This is a genomic window from Streptomyces scabichelini, assembly GCF_011045015.1.
GTDB classification, from domain to species: domain Bacteria; phylum Actinomycetota; class Actinomycetes; order Streptomycetales; family Streptomycetaceae; genus Streptomyces; species Streptomyces scabichelini.
Genome location: NZ_JAAKZY010000224.1, coordinates 1 through 16,096, shown reverse-complemented (window position 1 = coordinate 16,096; position 16,096 = coordinate 1). Strand labels below are relative to the sequence as shown.

General features: G+C 69.3%; 12 protein-coding genes. 7 read left to right on the top strand and 5 right to left on the bottom strand.

Going from position 1 to position 16,096, the window contains the following annotated elements; translation table 11 throughout:
* Window positions 1-405: 405 nt before the first annotated feature.
* The 6 genes from G5C60_RS41825 to G5C60_RS41800 all read left to right on the top strand — a co-directional run bounded on the left by G5C60_RS41825 (window position 406) and on the right by G5C60_RS41800 (window position 8,961).
* Window positions 406-1,605, top strand: a complete 1,200-nt coding sequence (locus G5C60_RS41825; protein ID WP_165267877.1) for an ROK family transcriptional regulator — start codon at window positions 406-408, stop codon at window positions 1,603-1,605.
* A gap of 133 nt (window positions 1,606-1,738) precedes the next feature.
* Window positions 1,739-2,839: an ABC transporter substrate-binding protein gene (locus tag G5C60_RS41820; RefSeq protein ID WP_165267881.1), complete on the top strand. Its 1,101-nt coding sequence runs from the start codon at window positions 1,739-1,741 to the stop codon at window positions 2,837-2,839.
* 216 nt (window positions 2,840-3,055) lie between these two features.
* Window positions 3,056-3,847 (top strand): ATP-binding cassette domain-containing protein, encoded by a 792-nt coding sequence (locus G5C60_RS41815; protein WP_165267875.1) that lies wholly within the window; start codon window positions 3,056-3,058, stop codon window positions 3,845-3,847.
* Complete coding sequence (locus G5C60_RS41810) at window positions 3,844-5,145, top strand: ABC transporter permease subunit (RefSeq protein ID WP_165267873.1); 1,302 nt, start codon at window positions 3,844-3,846, stop codon at window positions 5,143-5,145. Before G5C60_RS41815 ends, G5C60_RS41810 begins: the two co-directional genes overlap by 4 nt.
* Before the next feature lie 208 nt (window positions 5,146-5,353).
* Window positions 5,354-7,282 (top strand): 1-deoxy-D-xylulose-5-phosphate synthase, encoded by a 1,929-nt coding sequence (gene dxs / locus G5C60_RS41805; RefSeq protein WP_165267871.1) that lies wholly within the window; start codon window positions 5,354-5,356, stop codon window positions 7,280-7,282.
* Between the two features lie 155 nt (window positions 7,283-7,437).
* Window positions 7,438-8,961: an amino acid permease gene (locus G5C60_RS41800; RefSeq protein ID WP_165267869.1), complete on the top strand. Its 1,524-nt coding sequence runs from the start codon at window positions 7,438-7,440 to the stop codon at window positions 8,959-8,961.
* Window positions 8,962-9,090: 129 nt separating this feature from the next.
* Here G5C60_RS41800 and G5C60_RS41795 read toward each other — a convergent pair whose 3' ends face one another.
* A complete protein-coding gene (locus G5C60_RS41795; protein ID WP_165267867.1) occupies window positions 9,091-9,468 on the bottom strand; it encodes a PIN domain-containing protein in 378 nt (125 codons plus the stop codon).
* Window positions 9,469-9,537: 69 nt separating this feature from the next.
* On the opposite strand from G5C60_RS41795, the gene G5C60_RS41790 reads away from it, so the two are divergent.
* On the top strand, window positions 9,538-10,566 hold the full coding sequence (locus G5C60_RS41790; protein ID WP_165267879.1) for a DUF8189 domain-containing protein: 1,029 nt from the start codon (window positions 9,538-9,540) through the stop codon (window positions 10,564-10,566).
* Window positions 10,567-10,629: 63 nt separating this feature from the next.
* Here G5C60_RS41790 and G5C60_RS41785 read toward each other — a convergent pair whose 3' ends face one another.
* The 4 genes from G5C60_RS41785 to G5C60_RS41770 all read right to left on the bottom strand — a co-directional run.
* On the bottom strand, window positions 10,630-12,759 hold the full coding sequence (locus tag G5C60_RS41785; RefSeq protein WP_165267865.1) for a 3-hydroxyacyl-CoA dehydrogenase NAD-binding domain-containing protein: 2,130 nt from the start codon (window positions 12,757-12,759) through the stop codon (window positions 10,630-10,632).
* Window positions 12,756-13,982, bottom strand: a complete 1,227-nt coding sequence (locus G5C60_RS41780; protein ID WP_165267863.1) for an acetyl-CoA C-acyltransferase — start codon at window positions 13,980-13,982, stop codon at window positions 12,756-12,758. The genes G5C60_RS41785 and G5C60_RS41780 overlap by 4 nt, the downstream gene beginning before the upstream one ends.
* A 472-nt stretch (window positions 13,983-14,454) precedes the next feature.
* Complete coding sequence (locus G5C60_RS41775; protein WP_165267861.1) at window positions 14,455-15,756, bottom strand: HRDC domain-containing protein; 1,302 nt, start codon at window positions 15,754-15,756, stop codon at window positions 14,455-14,457.
* 95 nt (window positions 15,757-15,851) lie between these two features.
* A partial coding sequence (locus tag G5C60_RS41770) for a response regulator transcription factor (RefSeq protein ID WP_165267859.1) occupies window positions 15,852-16,096 on the bottom strand: 245 nt, incomplete at its 5' end.

Here is a 16,096-nt window from a genome sequence, read left to right as displayed (position 1 = left end):
GCCCCTACCCGTCCCGTCCCTGGGGGCGCAGCCCCCAGGGACGGGACGGGTAGGGGCGGCGGGGGCGAAAAACCCCACCGAACGGCGGACCCGTCACCCCTGTGACCTGCAGGTTCGTGAGGCACATCGCACCGCACAGCCCACCGCGCACGCCGCGGGACGCGATCCGCGTCCGATGCCCGATCCCAGCCCGGATCGCGCCCGAATCCACCCCGAATCGGGCCCGAAACCTGCCCGGACCGGACACACCCCCGTTCACCGGATTTTCCCTCAAGGACTTGACGGCGGTAACACGTTCAGCGGAGTTTGGAGTTCACAACTTGTAAGTGCTCGGGTTCCGCTGCTGTGACCCGGGCCACGGACGGCATCATGGTCGTCCGGCTGAGGGCAGGAGTGGATGAGTCGATGGAGACTCCGGGGTCACAGTCGTCGCTGCACCGAGCAAATCTCGAACGGGTCGTACGTGCGGTGCGCCTGGCCGGTTCGCTCACGCAGGCGGAGATCGCGAGGACGACGGGCCTGTCCGCAGCGACGGTCTCCAACATCGTCCGCGAACTCAAGGACGGCGGAACGGTCGAGGTCACGCCCACATCGGCGGGCGGCAGGCGGGCCCGCAGCGTCAGTCTGAGCGGCGACGCCGGCATCGTGATCGGCGTCGACTTCGGGCACACGCATTTGCGCGTCGCAGTCGGGAATCTCGCGCACCAGGTGCTGGCCGAGGAGTCCGAGCCCCTCGACGTGGACGCCTCCGCCGCGCAGGGCTTCGACCGGGCCGAACAGCTGGTCAGCCGGCTGATCGAGGCCACCGGCGTCGACCGTGCCAAGATCGCGGGCGTCGGCCTCGGCGTGCCGGGGCCGATCGACGTGGAGTCCGGCACCCTCGGCTCGACCGCCATCCTGCCGGGCTGGACCGGCACCAAGCCCGCCGAGGAGCTGCGGGGGCGGCTCGGCGTGCCGGTGCACGTGGACAACGACGCCAACCTCGGCGCCCTCGGCGAGCTGGTCTGGGGGAGCGGCCGGGGGGTCAGGGACCTCGCGTACATCAAGGTCGCGAGCGGTGTCGGCGCCGGCCTGGTGATCAACGGCCGGATCTACCGCGGACCAGGTGGCACCGCGGGAGAAATCGGTCATATTACTCTTGATGAGTCCGGCCCCGTCTGCCGCTGCGGAAACCGGGGCTGCCTGGAGACCTTCGCGGCCGCGCGCTATGTGCTGCCGCTGCTCCAGTCCAGTCACGGCACGGATCTGACGATGGAAGGCGTCGTGCGGCTGGCGCGGGACGGCGACCCTGGCTGTCGTCGCGTGATCGCCGACGTCGGCCGACACATCGGCAGTGGAGTCGCCAATCTCTGCAACTTGCTCAACCCGAGCCGGGTCGTCCTCGGCGGTGATCTCGCCGAGGCCGGTGAGCTGGTACTCGGGCCCATAAGGGAGTCGGTCGGCCGTTACGCGATCCCCAGCGCGGCGCGTCAACTATCCGTTCTTCCAGGGGCACTTGGCGGTCGGGCAGAGGTCCTCGGGGCACTCGCTCTCGCACTCAGCGAGATGGGTGATTCAACCCTTTTGGACGGAACCCTGCCCGCGGCTACTCCTGCCTTCACTTAGAGAACGGATGGCACCGTTGCCATCTCGTTAAGGATTTACTTCTTGACGTCGCACTATAGGCCGAGTTGACTTCCAGCCACCTCGGCCGCAACGTCGCGGCCTCGTCAGGGAGGTTTCTGAAGTGAACACGCGTATGCGTCGTGCCGCCATTGCCGTTGCCGCAGGTGCGTTGGCCGTCTCGCTGGCTGCCTGTGGCGAAGCCGGGGAAGCCGGCGGCGACAACGACGAGACCACGAGCAAGGGCGACGCGATCAAGGTCGGTCTGCTCCTTCCGGAGAACCAGACCGCGCGTTACGAGAAGTTCGACAAGCCCTTGATCGAGAAGAAGGTCAAGGAGCTCACGAACAACAAGGGCGAGGTCGTCTACGCCAACGCCAAGCAGGACGCCACCACCCAGAACCAGCAGGTCGACACGATGATCACCAACAAGGTGGACGTGCTGATCGTGGACGCGGTGGACTCCAAGGCCATCGAGAACTCCGTCAACAAGGCCAAGGAGCAGGACATCCCGGTCGTCGCGTACGACCGTCTCGCCCAGGGCGACATCGACGGCTACGTCTCGTTCGACAACGAAGAGGTCGGCCGCGTCCAGGGCAAGGCGCTCCTGGACGCCCTCGGCGACAAGGCCACGCCCTCCGCCAAGATCGTCATGATGAACGGCGCGGTCACCGACCCGAACGCCGCCCAGTTCAAGAAGGGCGCGCTGTCCCAGCTCCAGGGCAAGGTCGACATCGCCAAGTCGTACGACACCAAGGAGTGGAAGCCGGAGAACGCCAACGCCAACATGGAAGGCGCGATCTCCGCGGTCGGCAAGAACAACATCGTCGGTGTCTACTCCGCCAACGACGGCATGGCGGGCGGCATCATCACCGCCCTGAAGGCCGCCGGTGTCTCCCCGCTGCCGCCGGTCACCGGCCAGGACGCCGAGCTTGCGGGTGTGCAGCGCATCGTCGCGGGTGAGCAGTACATGAGCGTGTACAAGCCCTACCCGCAGGAGGCGGACGTCGCCGCGGAGATGGCCGTCGCCCTCGCCAAGGGCGAGAAGCTCGACTCCGTCGCCAAGACGAAGGTCGACAGCCCGACCACCAAGGGTGTCCCGTCGGTCCTCGTCCCGGTCCTCTCGCTGACCAAGGACAACATCAACGACACGGTCATCAAGGACGGCATCTACACGGTCGACGAGATCTGCACGGCCAAGTTCAAGGCCGCCTGCGACCAGATCGGCCTCAAGTAGGTACGCAGGTAAGTACGGCCGAGTCCCTTTCCGCGTACGGGAATTCGCTAGGTTGGAATTCCCGTACCGGGCCCGGGAATTCCCGTACGGGACTCGCGTACTCCAAGCTCCTCCGGCGCCCCGCCATCATCAGCCCCGCAAGCTCGCGCGGGGCGCCGGACGGAACACCCCCCCAAACTTCTGCACAACCTCCCGCCGGATCAGGCGGCGAAGGAGATGGTTCACGTGTCCGCTACGCCTGTGCTGGCGTTGCGCGGGGTCTCCAAGCGGTTCGGTGCCGTCCAGGCGCTCACCGATGTAGAGCTCGAGGTCCACGGCGGTGAGGTGGTCGCCCTGGTCGGCGACAACGGCGCCGGTAAGTCCACGCTGGTCAAGACGATCGCCGGCGTGCACCCCATCGATGAGGGTGTCATCGAGTGGGACGGCAGGTCCGTCCAGATCAACAAGCCGCACGACGCCCAGAACCTGGGCATCGCGACCGTCTACCAGGACCTCGCGCTGTGCGACAACATCGACGTCGTCGGCAACCTCTATCTGGGCCGCGAGCTGAAGAGGCGCGGCGTCCTCGACGAGGTCGAGATGGAGCGCCGCTCCCGCGAGCTGCTGCAGACGCTGTCGATCCGCATTCCCAGTGTGCGTATCCCGATCGCCTCGCTCTCCGGTGGCCAGCGGCAGACCGTGGCGATCGCCCGCTCCATGCTCGGCGCGCCCAAGCTGGTCATCCTCGACGAGCCCACCGCGGCCCTCGGTGTCGAGCAGACCGCGCAGGTCCTCGACCTCGTGGAGCGGCTGCGCGAACGCGGCCACGCCGTGCTCCTCATCAGCCACAACATGGCCGATGTGAAGGCCGTCGCCGACAAGGTCGCCGTGCTGCGCCTCGGCCGCAACAACGGTGTCTTCGAGGTCAAGACGACCTCGCAGGAGGAGATCATCTCCGCCATCACGGGCGCCACGGACAACGCCGTGACCCGTCGTGCGGCGCGCGGCAACGGGGAGGTACAGAAGTGAGCATCGACAAGACACAGGACACCGCCCCGAAGACCACCGACGTAGTGGTCGAGAACCCGGAGGCGGCCGCCGGCGCGGACGTCGCCGTCGACCCGCGGCTGCTGGTGCGTGAGCGCGGCTTCGCCGGCTACATCATCGAGTTCAGGCGCAAGATCCGCGGCGGTGACCTGGGCTCGCTCCCGGTCGTCATCGGCCTGATCGCCATCGCCATCATCTTCCAGAGCCTGAACTCGAACTTCCTGTCCTCCGAGAACCTCAACAACATCGCCGTCGCGATGGTCGCCACCGGCATGATGTCCGTCGGCATCATCTTCGTGCTGCTGCTCGGGGAGATCGACCTGTCGGTCGGCTCCGTCAGCGGTGTCGCGGGTGCCATCGCGGCCGTCCTGAGCGTCACGCACGGCGTGAACGAATGGCTGGCCGTGCTCCTGGCCCTCGGCGGCGGCGCGGTCGCCGGCGCGCTCCACGGCTTCTTCTTCGCCAGGATCGGTGCGCCCGCGTTCGCGGTCACCCTGGCCGGTCTGCTGTTCTGGCTCGGCTTCATGCTCCAGCTCCTGGGCGAGAACGGCACGATCAACCTCGACGGCGACGGTGTGATCGGCAAGCTGACGACGTACTACTTCTCGGACGTCGCGGCCGCCTACGGGCTCGCCACGGTCGCGGTCGCGGTCTTCTTCGTCACCTCCTTCCTGGACAGCCGCCGTCGCGAGGCCGCGGGCGTCCCGTCCCGGCCGCTCGTCGACATCCTGCTGCGCACCGGACTGCTGGCGATCGTCGGCTACGCCGCGGCGATCATGTTCAACCAGTACAAGGGCCTGCCCCTGGCGCTGCTGCTGTTCCTCGTGGTCCTGGTCGTGACCGACTTCGTGCTGCGCCGCACCGGCTACGGCCGCAAGATCTTCGCGCTCGGCGGCAGCGTCGAGGCCTCCCGGCGTGCCGGTATCAACGTCACGGCGGTACGGATCTCGGTCTTCGCCATCGCGGGCTTCTTCGCCGCGGTCGGTGGTCTGTTCTGGGCCTCGAAGATCGCCGCGGCCAACCAGAGCGCGGGCGCCGGTGACCTTCTGATGAACGTCATCGCGGCGGCCGTCATCGGCGGCACCAGCCTCTTCGGCGGTCGCGGCCGTACGTGGAACGCGTTGCTCGGTGTCATGGTGATCACCTCGATCCAGTACGGGCTTGCCCTTGAGGGCATCGCCACGCCGATCCAGTACATGATCACGGGCAGTGTGCTGCTGGCCACGGTTGTCATCGACTCCGTCACTCGCAAGACGCAGAGGACCGCTGGTCGCGCGTAGGAACAGAGTTCGCCCAATAGCTCGGTTGGGAGGGGGTGTTCGGCGGCTGCGGGTTCGTTGTGGCTTGTCGCGCAGTTCCCCGCGCCCCTAACGGGGCCTGAAGTGCCCGGTACCCAACGGTGGTGCCGGGCGCTTCCCTGTGTGTGGGCGACATTAGACTCGTCGGACTTGGCGAAAGCTCGAACAGCTCTACTGCAAGGAGGCACGGGTGCCGCTGCTGACCCGTATCAGGGGACCGCGCGATCTGGACCGGCTCAGCCCGGAGCAGCTGGACCAGCTGGCCGAGGAGATCCGGACCTTCCTCGTCGAAGCGGTCTCCAAGACCGGCGGCCACCTCGGCCCCAACCTCGGTGTCGTCGAGCTCACCATCGCTCTGCACCGTGTCTTCGACTCCCCGAAGGACAAAGTGCTGTGGGACACGGGACACCAGTCCTACGTCCACAAGCTGCTCACCGGCCGTCAGGACTTCTCGAAGCTGAAGATGAAGGGCGGCCTGTCCGGCTACCCCTCTCAGGCCGAGTCCGAGCACGACGTCATCGAGAACTCGCATGCCTCCACGGTCCTGGGCTGGGCCGACGGCCTCGCGAAGGCGAACCAGATCCTGCGGAAGGACGATCACGTCGTCGCGGTCATCGGCGACGGCGCCCTCACCGGCGGCATGGCCTGGGAGGCGCTGAACAACATCGCGGACGCCAAGGACCGCCCGCTGGTCATCGTCGTGAACGACAACGAGCGTTCGTACGCCCCCACCATCGGCGGCCTCGCCAACCACCTGGCCACCCTGCGCACCACGGACGGCTACGAGCGCTTCCTGGCCCGTACGAAGGAGGTGCTGGAGCGCACCCCGGTCGTCGGCAAGCCCCTCTACGAGACCCTGCACGGCGCCAAGAAGGGCCTCAAGGACTTCATCGCCCCGCAGGGCATGTTCGAGGACCTCGGCCTGAAGTACGTCGGCCCCATCGACGGCCACGACATCGAGGCCCTGGAGTCCGCGCTGGCCCGCGCCAAGCGCTTCGGCGGGCCCGTCATCGTGCACTGCCTCACCGAGAAGGGCCGCGGCTACCAGCCCGCCCTCCAGGACGAGGCCGACCGCTTCCACGCCGTCGGTAAGATCCACCCGGACACGGGCCTGCCGATCGCCTCCTCCGGCGCCGACTGGACCTCGGTCTTCGGCGAGGAGATGGTCAAGCTCGGCAAGGAGCGCGAGGACGTCGTCGCGATCACGGCCGCCATGCTCCAGCCGGTCGGCCTGGAGAAGTTCGCCAAGGCGTACCCGGACCGCGTCTACGACGTCGGCATCGCCGAGCAGCACGGCGCGGTCTCCGCCGCGGGTCTGGCGACCGGCGGCCTGCACCCCGTCTTCGCCGTGTACGCGACGTTCCTCAACCGTGCCTTCGACCAGGTCCTGATGGACGTGGCCCTGCACAAGTGCGGTGTCACCTTCGTACTGGACCGCGCGGGCATCACGGGCACCGACGGCGCCTCCCACAACGGCATGTGGGACATGTCGATCCTCCAGGTCGTCCCCGGCCTCAGGCTCGCCGCGCCGCGCGACGCCGACCAGGTCCGCGCCCAGCTGCGCGAGGCCGTCGAGGTCGACGACGCGCCGACCGTGGTCCGCTTCTCCAAGGGCGCCGTGGGGCCCGCCGTACCGGCCGTGGGCCGCGTCGGCGGCATGGACGTGCTGCGCGCGCCCGGCACCGACGCCCCGGACGTCCTCCTGGTCTCCGTCGGCGCGCTCGCGCCCATGTGCCTGGAGATCGCCGACCTCCTCGACAAGCAGGGCATCTCCACGACCGTCGTCGACCCACGCTGGGTCAAGCCCGTCGACGAGGCCATGGCACCGCTCGCCGAGCAGCACCGCGTGGTCGTCACCGTCGAGGACAACTCCCGCGTCGGCGGCGTCGGCTCGGCGATCGCGCAGGCCCTGCGCGACGCGGGCGTCGACGTTCCGCTGCGTGACTTCGGCATCCCGCCGCGCTTCCTCGACCACGCCTCCCGCAAGGAGGTCATGGCGGAGATCGGCCTGACGGCGCCGGACATCGCCCGCCAGGTCACCGGGCTCGTCTCCAGGCTCGACGGCCGCTTTCACCGTGAGGCGGCCGAGGTCGACGCGGTGGAGCCCGCGCGCGACTGACGGCACTGACGGGACTGAAGCAGCCGGATGGGCCGGTGCCACCATTCTTTACGGTGGCGGAACCGGCCCATTCGCGTGAAACTCCTCGTGCCGGGGCATACGCTCCACGCCCCCTCTCGATCATGTCGAGGACGACAAGCGTGGGAGGTACGCCCGTGAGCAGCACCCTCTTCAGGACGAAGAAGGTCGAGCAGTCCATCCTGGACACAGAGGAACCGGAGCACGCGCTCAAGAAGTCCCTGTCCGCCCTGGATCTGACCGTCTTCGGCGTCGGTGTCATCATCGGCACCGGCATCTTCGTCCTCACCGGCACGGTCGCCAAGAACAACGCCGGTCCGTCCGTCGCCCTGGCCTTCACCGCGGCCGGGGTCGTCTGCGCGCTCGCCGCGCTCTGTTACGCCGAGTTCGCCTCCACGGTTCCGGTGGCCGGCTCCGCCTACACCTTCTCGTACGCCTCTCTCGGCGAACTGCCCGCCTGGATCATCGGCTGGGACCTGGTCCTGGAGTTCGCGCTCGGCACGGCGGTGGTCGCCGTCGGCTGGTCCGGCTACATCCAGTCGCTCATGGACAACGCGGGCTGGGAGATGCCCGCGGCGCTGGGCAGCAGAGAGGGCGCCGGCGACTTCGGCTTCGACATCCTCGCCGCCGCCCTCGTCCTGGTGCTCACCGCCATCCTCGTCCTCGGTATGAAGCTGTCCGCGCGGATCACCTCGATCGTCGTCGCCATCAAGGTGACGGTCGTCCTCGTCGTGATCATCGCGGGTGCCTTCTTCATCGACGGCGACAACTACGACCCGTTCATCCCGAAGGCGCAGGATGTGCCACCGGGTGAGAGCCTCCAAGCCCCGCTGATCCAGCTGATGTTCGGCTGGGCGCCCTCCAACTTCGGTGTGATGGGCATCTTCACCGCCGCCTCCGTCGTCTTCTTCGCCTTCATCGGCTTCGACATCGTGGCCACGGCCGCCGAGGAGACCAAGAACCCGCAGCGCGACATGCCGCGCGGCATCCTCGGCTCCCTCTTCATCTGCACGGCCCTGTACGTCGCCGTGTCGATCGTCGTGACGGGCATGCAGCACTACAGCCAACTGTCCGTCGACGCCCCGCTCGCCGACGCCTTCAAGGCCACCGGGCATCCCTGGTACGCGGGCTTCATCAGCTTCGGCGCGGCAGTCGGCCTGACGACGGTCTGCATGATCCTTCTCCTGGGCCAGACCCGTGTCTTCTTCGCGATGAGCCGGGACGGACTCCTGCCCCGTTTCTTCTCGCGCGTCCATCCCCGGTTCAAGACCCCGCACCGGCCGACCATCCTGCTCGGCGTGGTCATCGCGATCCTCGCGGGCTTCACCCCCTTGAACGAACTCGCCGCGCTGGTGAACATCGGCACCTTGTTCGCCTTCGTGGTCGTCGCCATCGGCGTGCTCATCCTCCGCCGGACCCGCCCCGACCTGCACCGGTCCTTCCGCACCCCGTGGGTGCCGTTCATTCCGATCCTGTCGGTGTGCGCCTCGCTGTGGCTGATGCTGAACCTGCCCGCCGAGACCTGGGTGCGGTTCGGTATCTGGATGGCGGCCGGCTTCCTCGTCTACTTCCTCTACGGCCGCTCCCACAGCCTCCTCGGCCGGCGCAAGGAAGTCAGCGTCGACGACGTGGTCAAGCCGCCGGGCGGAGAGGAAACCTGAGCGCTCCGCTGGAGGGCGGCCTGGAATCTGCGGGTTCGTTGTGGCTGGTCGCTCCCCCACTCTCGGCTTCGCTCGAGCGGGGGGACCCCCATCGCGGCGGAGCCGCACATTGACACAGCCCCGCGCCCCTTAAGGGGCGCGGACGGTTCGCGGGCCGGTTACCTCGGCGCCCAACGCGCCCACTCTGTCCCGCAGTTCGCGGTCGGCCGTGACCACCAGGCAACGGCGCCCCGCGGCTTCGGCGGCCAGCTCCACGATGCGGTCGTCGCCGCTGCCGGGCGCCGAGTCGACCCGTACGCCCGACACGGATGAGACCCCGCGGGCGGCTCCCTCGACCACCAGGACCACTTCCAGCGGACCCGGGAAGTCCGGCAGCCCGTCGTCGGCGTACGGCACCAGCCGGTCCCGCAGGCGCTCCGCCGCTCCCCGGCGGTCCCGCCACCACCCGTCGGGCACCGAGCCGACCACGTTCGCGGCATCGACGATCATGAGGAGAGGGGCGTTCATGAGGCCAGGGTCGCACGGGGCGGACCCCGTGGGCCCGACTAGAGTGGGGGAGTGTCGATGGTCCGTACAGTGAACGGCTCCTGGCTCATACGCGGCCGGGACGGCCGACTCAGCGCCTACGCTCCCCGGGACGAGGCCGTGTGGTGCTGGGCCCAGCGAACGCCGGGGAGTTCGTGGATCGCGCCCCGTACGGTGGGCGGCGACCAGCGCCTGCATCCCGTGCTCGCCGTGGGCCAGGGAACCGACGGTTACGCCCACCTGGTCTCCTGGCGTCCCACCGGCCCGCAGGAGGCGGGACTCGTCCACACCACGCACTTCCGCCCGCATCTCGCCGCCCTCGACTGGAACCGGCTCGGCCACCCCAACAAGAAGGGGGAGCAGACCGGCGTACCGGCCGTCGCGGTCGACGCGGAGGGCCGCGCCCATGTCTTCGTGCCCAACGCGGGTGGCGGTGTCAGCATGCGCGGCCAGAAGGAGCGCGGCGGCTGGGGCCCGTGGCGTGACCTGAAGGGCCGTGAGGTGGAGGGCGAACTGGCAGCCGTGACAAGGTTGTCGGGCCGCGTGGAGCTGTACGCGACCTCGCCGGAAGGGATCCTGCGCTGGACGCAGGCGGGATCTGGCCACATACCCGCGCTCGACGACGAGCCGCTGAAGGCCGCGGCCCGACCTGGCACGCTGCGGGCCCTCGCCACCTCCGACGAGCACGTGACCGTCTTCTTCACGGACGAGTCGGACACCCTGTGCGCCTGGCGGCCCGGCACCGAGCCCGTCGCGCTCATCCGGTGCGCCGGACCCGGGCCGGTGTCCGCCCTCCGCTTCACGCTCGACGGCGTCGACTGCACTCTGCTCGCCCAGCGCTCCAGAAGCGGCCGTGTCGCCTTCGCCGCCTACCCGACCGAGCAGGAGTCCGCCGGAGCCTGGTGGACCGAGTCGGGACCCCAACTGCCCCCGGACACACAGGTGTCGCTGGGCAAGGACCACCAGGGACAGATCGTGGCGGCCACACTCCAGCCGGCCGGCGGCGAACTCCTGACAACCCACCGAAAGGCCGAGCCGGGCCTCGCCCTGGAGGCGTGGCGCCCCGTCACCTTCCAGTAACGCCGATGCCCGACACGCCAGTTGGCGTGCCGGGCATGAGTGTCGTACGGGCTCGTACGGGTCCTACACGGGGACGGAGGCCACGCCCGGCTCCAGGAACCGCTTCCCGTTCACCCTCTCGGCGACGCCCTCGCGGTCCAGGTACGGCGTGATGCCGCCCAGGTGGAAGGGCCAGCCGGCGCCCGTGATCAGGCACAGGTCGATGTCCTGGGCCTCGGCGACGACGCCCTCGTCGAGCATGATGCCGATCTCCTGGGCCACCGCGTCCAGCACGCGGGCGCGGACCTGGTCCTCCGTCAGCACCGTGTCGCCCTGCTTCAGCAGCGCGGCGACCTCCGGGTCCAGTTCCGGCTTCCCGGAGTCGTACACGTAGAAGCCGCGCTTGCCCGCCTCGACGACCGCCTTGAGGTTCGAGGAGACCGTGAAGCGGTCCGGGAACGCCTTGTTGAGGGTCTCCGAGACGTGCAGGCCGATCGCCGGGCCGACCAGCTCCAGGAGGACGAGGGGAGACATCGGCAGGCCCAGGGGCTCGACCGCCTTCTCCGCCGTCTCGACCGGCGTGCCCTCGTCGATGACGTTCTGGATCTCGCCCATGAAGCGGGTGAGGATGCGGTTCACGACGAACGCCGGAGCGTCCTTCACCAGAACCGCCGTCTTCTTCAGCTTCTTGGCGACGGCGAACGCCGTGGCCAGCGAGGCGTCGTCGGTCTGCTCACCGCGGACGATCTCAAGGAGCGGCAGGACCGCCACCGGGTTGAAGAAGTGGAAGCCCACGACCCGCTCGGGGTTCTTGAGCTTCGACGCCATCTCCGACACCGACAGCGAGGAGGTGTTGGTGGCGAAGATCGCGTGCGCCGGGGCGACCGCCTCGACCTCCGCGAACACCTGCTGCTTGACGCCGATCTCCTCGAAGACGGCCTCGATGACGAAGTCGGCGTCCGAGAACCCCTCGGCCTTGTCCAGCACACCGCTGACCAGGCCCTTGAGACGGTTGGCCTTGTCCTGGTTGATCCGGCCCTTGCCGAGCAGCTTGTCGATCTCGGCGTGGACGTAGCCCACACCCTTGTCGACGCGCTCCTGGTCGATGTCGGTCAGCACGACCGGCACCTCCAGGCGGCGCAGGAAGAGCAGCGCGAGCTGCGAGGCCATCAGACCGGCGCCGACGACGCCGACCTTGGTGACCGGACGCGCCAGGTTCTTGTCCGGGGCGCCCGCGGGACGCTTGCCGCGCTTCTGGAGGAGGTTGAACGCGTAGATGCCGGCGCGCAGTTCGCCACCCATGATCAGGTCGGCGAGGGCCGCGTCCTCGGCGTCGTACCCCTGCTGGAGGTCGCCGTTCTTGGCCTTGGCGATGATGTCCAGCGCCCGGTACGCGGCCGGGGCCGCCCCGTGCACCTTGCTGTCGGCGATGAAGCGGCCGCGCTCGACGGCCTGGTCCCAGGCCTCACCGCGGTCGATGACCGCGCGCTCGACCTCGATGTCGCCCTTGAGGACGGACGCCGTCCAGACCAGCGACTGCTCCAGGAAGTCGGCGCCCTCGAAGATCGCGTCGGCGATGCCGAGGTCGTAGACCTGCTGGCCCTTGAGCTGCTTGTTCTGGTTGAGCGAGTTCTCGATGATGACCGAGACGGCCTTGTCCGCGCCGATGAGGTTCGGCAGCAGCGTGCAGCCGCCCCAGCCCGGGACCAGGCCCAGGAACACCTCGGGGAGCGCGAAGGCCGGCAGCGCCTTCGACACCGTGCGGTACTGGCAGTGCAGACCGACCTCGACGCCGCCACCCATGGCCGCGCCGTTGTAGTACGCGAAGGTCGGCACGGCCAGCGCGGAGAGGCGCTTGAAGACGTCGTGGCCGCCCTTGCCGATGGCCAGCGCGTCCTCGTGCCTCTTCAGGAGCTCTACGCCCTTGAGGTCGGCGCCGACCGCGAAGATGAACGGCTTGCCGGTGATGCCGACACCGACGATCTCCCCGGCCGCGGCCTCCTTCTCGACCTGGTCGACGGCGGTGTTCAGGTTCGCCAGCGAGGCCGGGCCGAAGGTGGTCGGCTTGGTGTGGTCGAGGCCGTTGTCCAGCGTGATGAGCGCGAAACGGCCCGCGTTGAAGGGCAGATCCAGGTGGCGTACGTGCGCCTCGGTGACGACCTCGCCGGGGAACAGCTCGGCGGCACCCTTCAACAGCTCAGCGGTGGTGCTCACTTGTCGCCTCCGGCGGACTCGAAGTGCGGGTTCTCCCAGATGACCGTCGCGCCCATGCCGAAGCCCACGCACATGGTGGTCAGGCCGTAGCGGACGTGCGGCTGCTCCTCGAACTGGCGGGCCAGCTGCGTCATCAGACGCACACCCGAGGAGGCCAGCGGGTGGCCGTACGCGATGGCGCCGCCGTACTGGTTGACGCGCGCGTCGTCGTCCGCGATGCCGTAGTGGTCCAGGAAGGCCAGGACCTGGACGGCGAACGCCTCGTTGATCTCGAAGAGGTTGATGTCCTCGATCGACAGGCCCGCCTTGGCGAGGGCCTTCTCGGTCGCCGGGATCGGGCCGTAGCCCATCACCTCGGGCTCGACGCCCGCGAAGGCGTACGAGACCAGGCGCATCTTGACCGGCAGGTCGTTCTCGCGGGCGAAGTCCTCGGACGCGATGATCGAGGCGGTGGCGCCGTCGTTGAGACCGGCCGCGTTACCGGCCGTGACCCGGCCGTGGACGCGGAACGGGGTCTTGAGCCCGGCCAGGTTCTCCAGGGTGGTCCCCGGACGCATCGGCTCGTCGGCGGTGACCAGGCCCCAGCCCGTCTCACCCGCCTCCGCGTTGGTGCGGCGTACGGAGATCGGCACCAGGTCCGCCTGGATCTTGCCGTTGGCGTACGCCTTGGCGGCCTTCTCCTGCGAGCGCACCGCGTACTCGTCGGCGCGCAGCTTGGTGATGTGCGGGTAGCGGTCGTGCAGGTTCTCCGCGGTCATGCCCATGAACAGGGCGGACTCGTCGACCAGCTTCTCGCTCACGAACCGCGGGTTCGGGTCCACGCCCTCGCCCATCGGGTGGCGGCCCATGTGCTCGACACCACCGGCGATGACGGCGTCGTACGCGCCGAAGGCGATGGAGCCCGCGGTCGTGGTGACGGCGGTCAGCGCACCGGCACACATGCGGTCGATCGAGTAGCCGGGCACGGACTGCGGCAGCCCGGCCAGGATGCCGGCGGTGCGGCCGATGGTCAGGCCCTGGTCGCCGATCTGCGTGGTCGCGGCGATGGCGACCTCGTCGACCTTCTTCGGGTCGAGACCCGGGTTGCGGCGCAGCAGCTCCCGGATCGCCTTCACGACGAGGTCGTCGGCACGGGTCTCGTGGTAGATGCCCTTCGGGCCCGCCTTGCCGAACGGGGTACGGACGCCGTCGACGAAGACGACGTCCCTGACGGTACGAGGCACGATGGCTCTCCTCCAGATGCGGGATGGCACTACTGCGCGGCACACGCGGCCTGAGCGCGCGCTCACCCCTCATGCTACTTACGGGTAACCATGCTGCCCAGTCCCCCCGCCGGGAGCGGCGAAGGTCACACGAGTTTTTGCACTCCGCTCGGGAGGCCGCGTCCCTGAAGGGGCGCGGGGAACTGCGCGACCAGCCACAAACCACCCGCACCTTTCTTACGGCAGGGAGTCCATCCGACGCTCCGAGCGGAGCGACCCGGCGCCCGATCTGCAGCGGATGCCCGCTACCGACGCGACGGTTCGACGTGGGCTGACCCTCCCCCACGCGCGGCTCCGCTCGCGTGGGGGGGGCGCCCCCAAGGAAGCTCGCCCGATGCCCAAGCCGCGTAGCGGCACCGCACCGAGAGAGCAGGCCAGAATCTCTCTCCCTGACCTCCCTGAGGTGGAAGAGCAAGTCACCTCTGCAACGGCTTCACTCTCTCGACTCGGCGCGCGACGAAGTGAGCGCCGACAACAGCACCGGGGTCACCTGCTCGACCTGCCACGGCCGCGCCCCGTACCCGGCGAGCGCGGCCGCGACCGACTCGGCGTCCGGTTCTGCAGGCGGCTCCCAGCACACGCGGCGGACGGTGTCCGGGGTGATCAGGTTCTCCTGCGGCATGGCCAGGGCCTCCGCCAGGGCCGACACCGCCGCACGCGCGGCGGACAGCCGGGCCGCAGCCACCGGGTCCTTCTCGGCCCAGGCGCGCGGCGGCGGAGGACCGGTCACCGGCTGTCCGGGCTGCGGCAGCTCGGCGTCCGGCAGCGTCTTCGCACGGTCCACGGCGGACTGCCACTGCTCCAGCTGACGCCGGCCCATACGGTGCCCGAAGCCGTTCAGCGCGGCGAGCGCGTGCACGTTCGCCGGCAGGGCGAGCGCGGCCTCGACGATCGCCGCGTCACCGAGCACCTTGCCCGGCGAGATGTCCCGGCGCCGCGCGACCCGGTCCCGGGCCTGCCACAGCTCCCGTACGACCGCCATCTGCCGGCGGCGGCGCACCTTGTGCATACCGGAGGTGCGGCGCCACGGGTCCTTGCGCGGCTCCGGCGGGGGCGCCGAGGCGATCGCGTCGAACTCCTGCCGGGCCCACTCCAGCTTGCCCTGCCGGTCGAGCTCCTTCTCCAGCGCGTCCCTGAGGTCGACGAGCAGCTCCACGTCGAGCGCGGCGTAGCGCAGCCACGGCTCGGGCAGCGGACGCGTCGACCAGTCGACCGCGGAGTGCCCCTTCTCGAGTACGAAGCCCAGGACGCCCTCGACCATCGCGCCGAGGCCGACGCGCGGGAACCCGGCGAGCCGGCCGGCCAGCTCGGTGTCGAAGATGCGGCTGGGGATCATGCCTATTTCGCGGAGGCAGGGCAGGTCCTGCGTCGCGGCGTGCAGCACCCACTCCACTCCGGAGAGCGCCTCGCCGAGGCCCGACAGATCGGGGCACGCGACGGGGTCGATGAGCGCGCTGCCCGCGCCCTCGCGGCGCAACTGGACCAGATAGGCCCGCTGCCCGTAGCGGTAACCGGAGGCACGCTCGGCGTCGACGGCGACGGGCCCGCTGCCCGCGGCGAACGCGGCGATCACCTCGGCGAGCGACGTCGCGTCGGCGATCACGGGCGGAATTCCGTCCCGGGGCTCCAGCAACGGGATCGGCACCTCTGCTTCAGAGGATCCGCCGTCGTCCGGAGGGGCGCCTCCGGTGGTTCGCAGTGAACTGTCTGCTGCGGTCTCTTGGGCGTCGGTCACGTGTCAAGGGTATCTGTGGATGGACTACGCCCGCCGACGGAACGTTCCGTCGACGGGCGGCTGAGGGGCGTAAACCAGTCAGCTCAGTGAACCGGTCAGTGGATGATGCCGGTCCGCAGGGCCACCGCCACCATGCCGGCGCGGTCGCCCGTGCCGAGCTTGCGGGCGATGCGGGCGAGGTGGCTCTTGACGGTCAGTGCGGACAGGCCCATCGAGACGCCGATGGCCTTGTTCGACTGGCCCTCCGCCACCAGCCGGAGCACCTCGACCTCGCGGCCGGACAGTTCGCGGTAGCCGCCCGGGTGGCTCGGGGTACCCGGGGGGCGGCGGTGCATACGGG

Coding starts and splice junctions, on each gene's coding strand:
- G5C60_RS41820 (WP_165267881.1), top strand. CDS start 1,739: ATGCGTCGTGCCGCCATTGCCGTTGCCGCAGGTGCGTTGGCCGTCTCG.
- G5C60_RS41815 (WP_165267875.1), top strand. CDS start 3,056: ATGGTTCACGTGTCCGCTACGCCTGTGCTGGCGTTGCGCGGGGTCTCC.
- G5C60_RS41795 (WP_165267867.1), bottom strand. CDS start 9,468: ATGAACGCCCCTCTCCTCATGATCGTCGATGCCGCGAACGTGGTCGGC.
- G5C60_RS41825 (WP_165267877.1), top strand. CDS start 406: ATGGAGACTCCGGGGTCACAGTCGTCGCTGCACCGAGCAAATCTCGAA.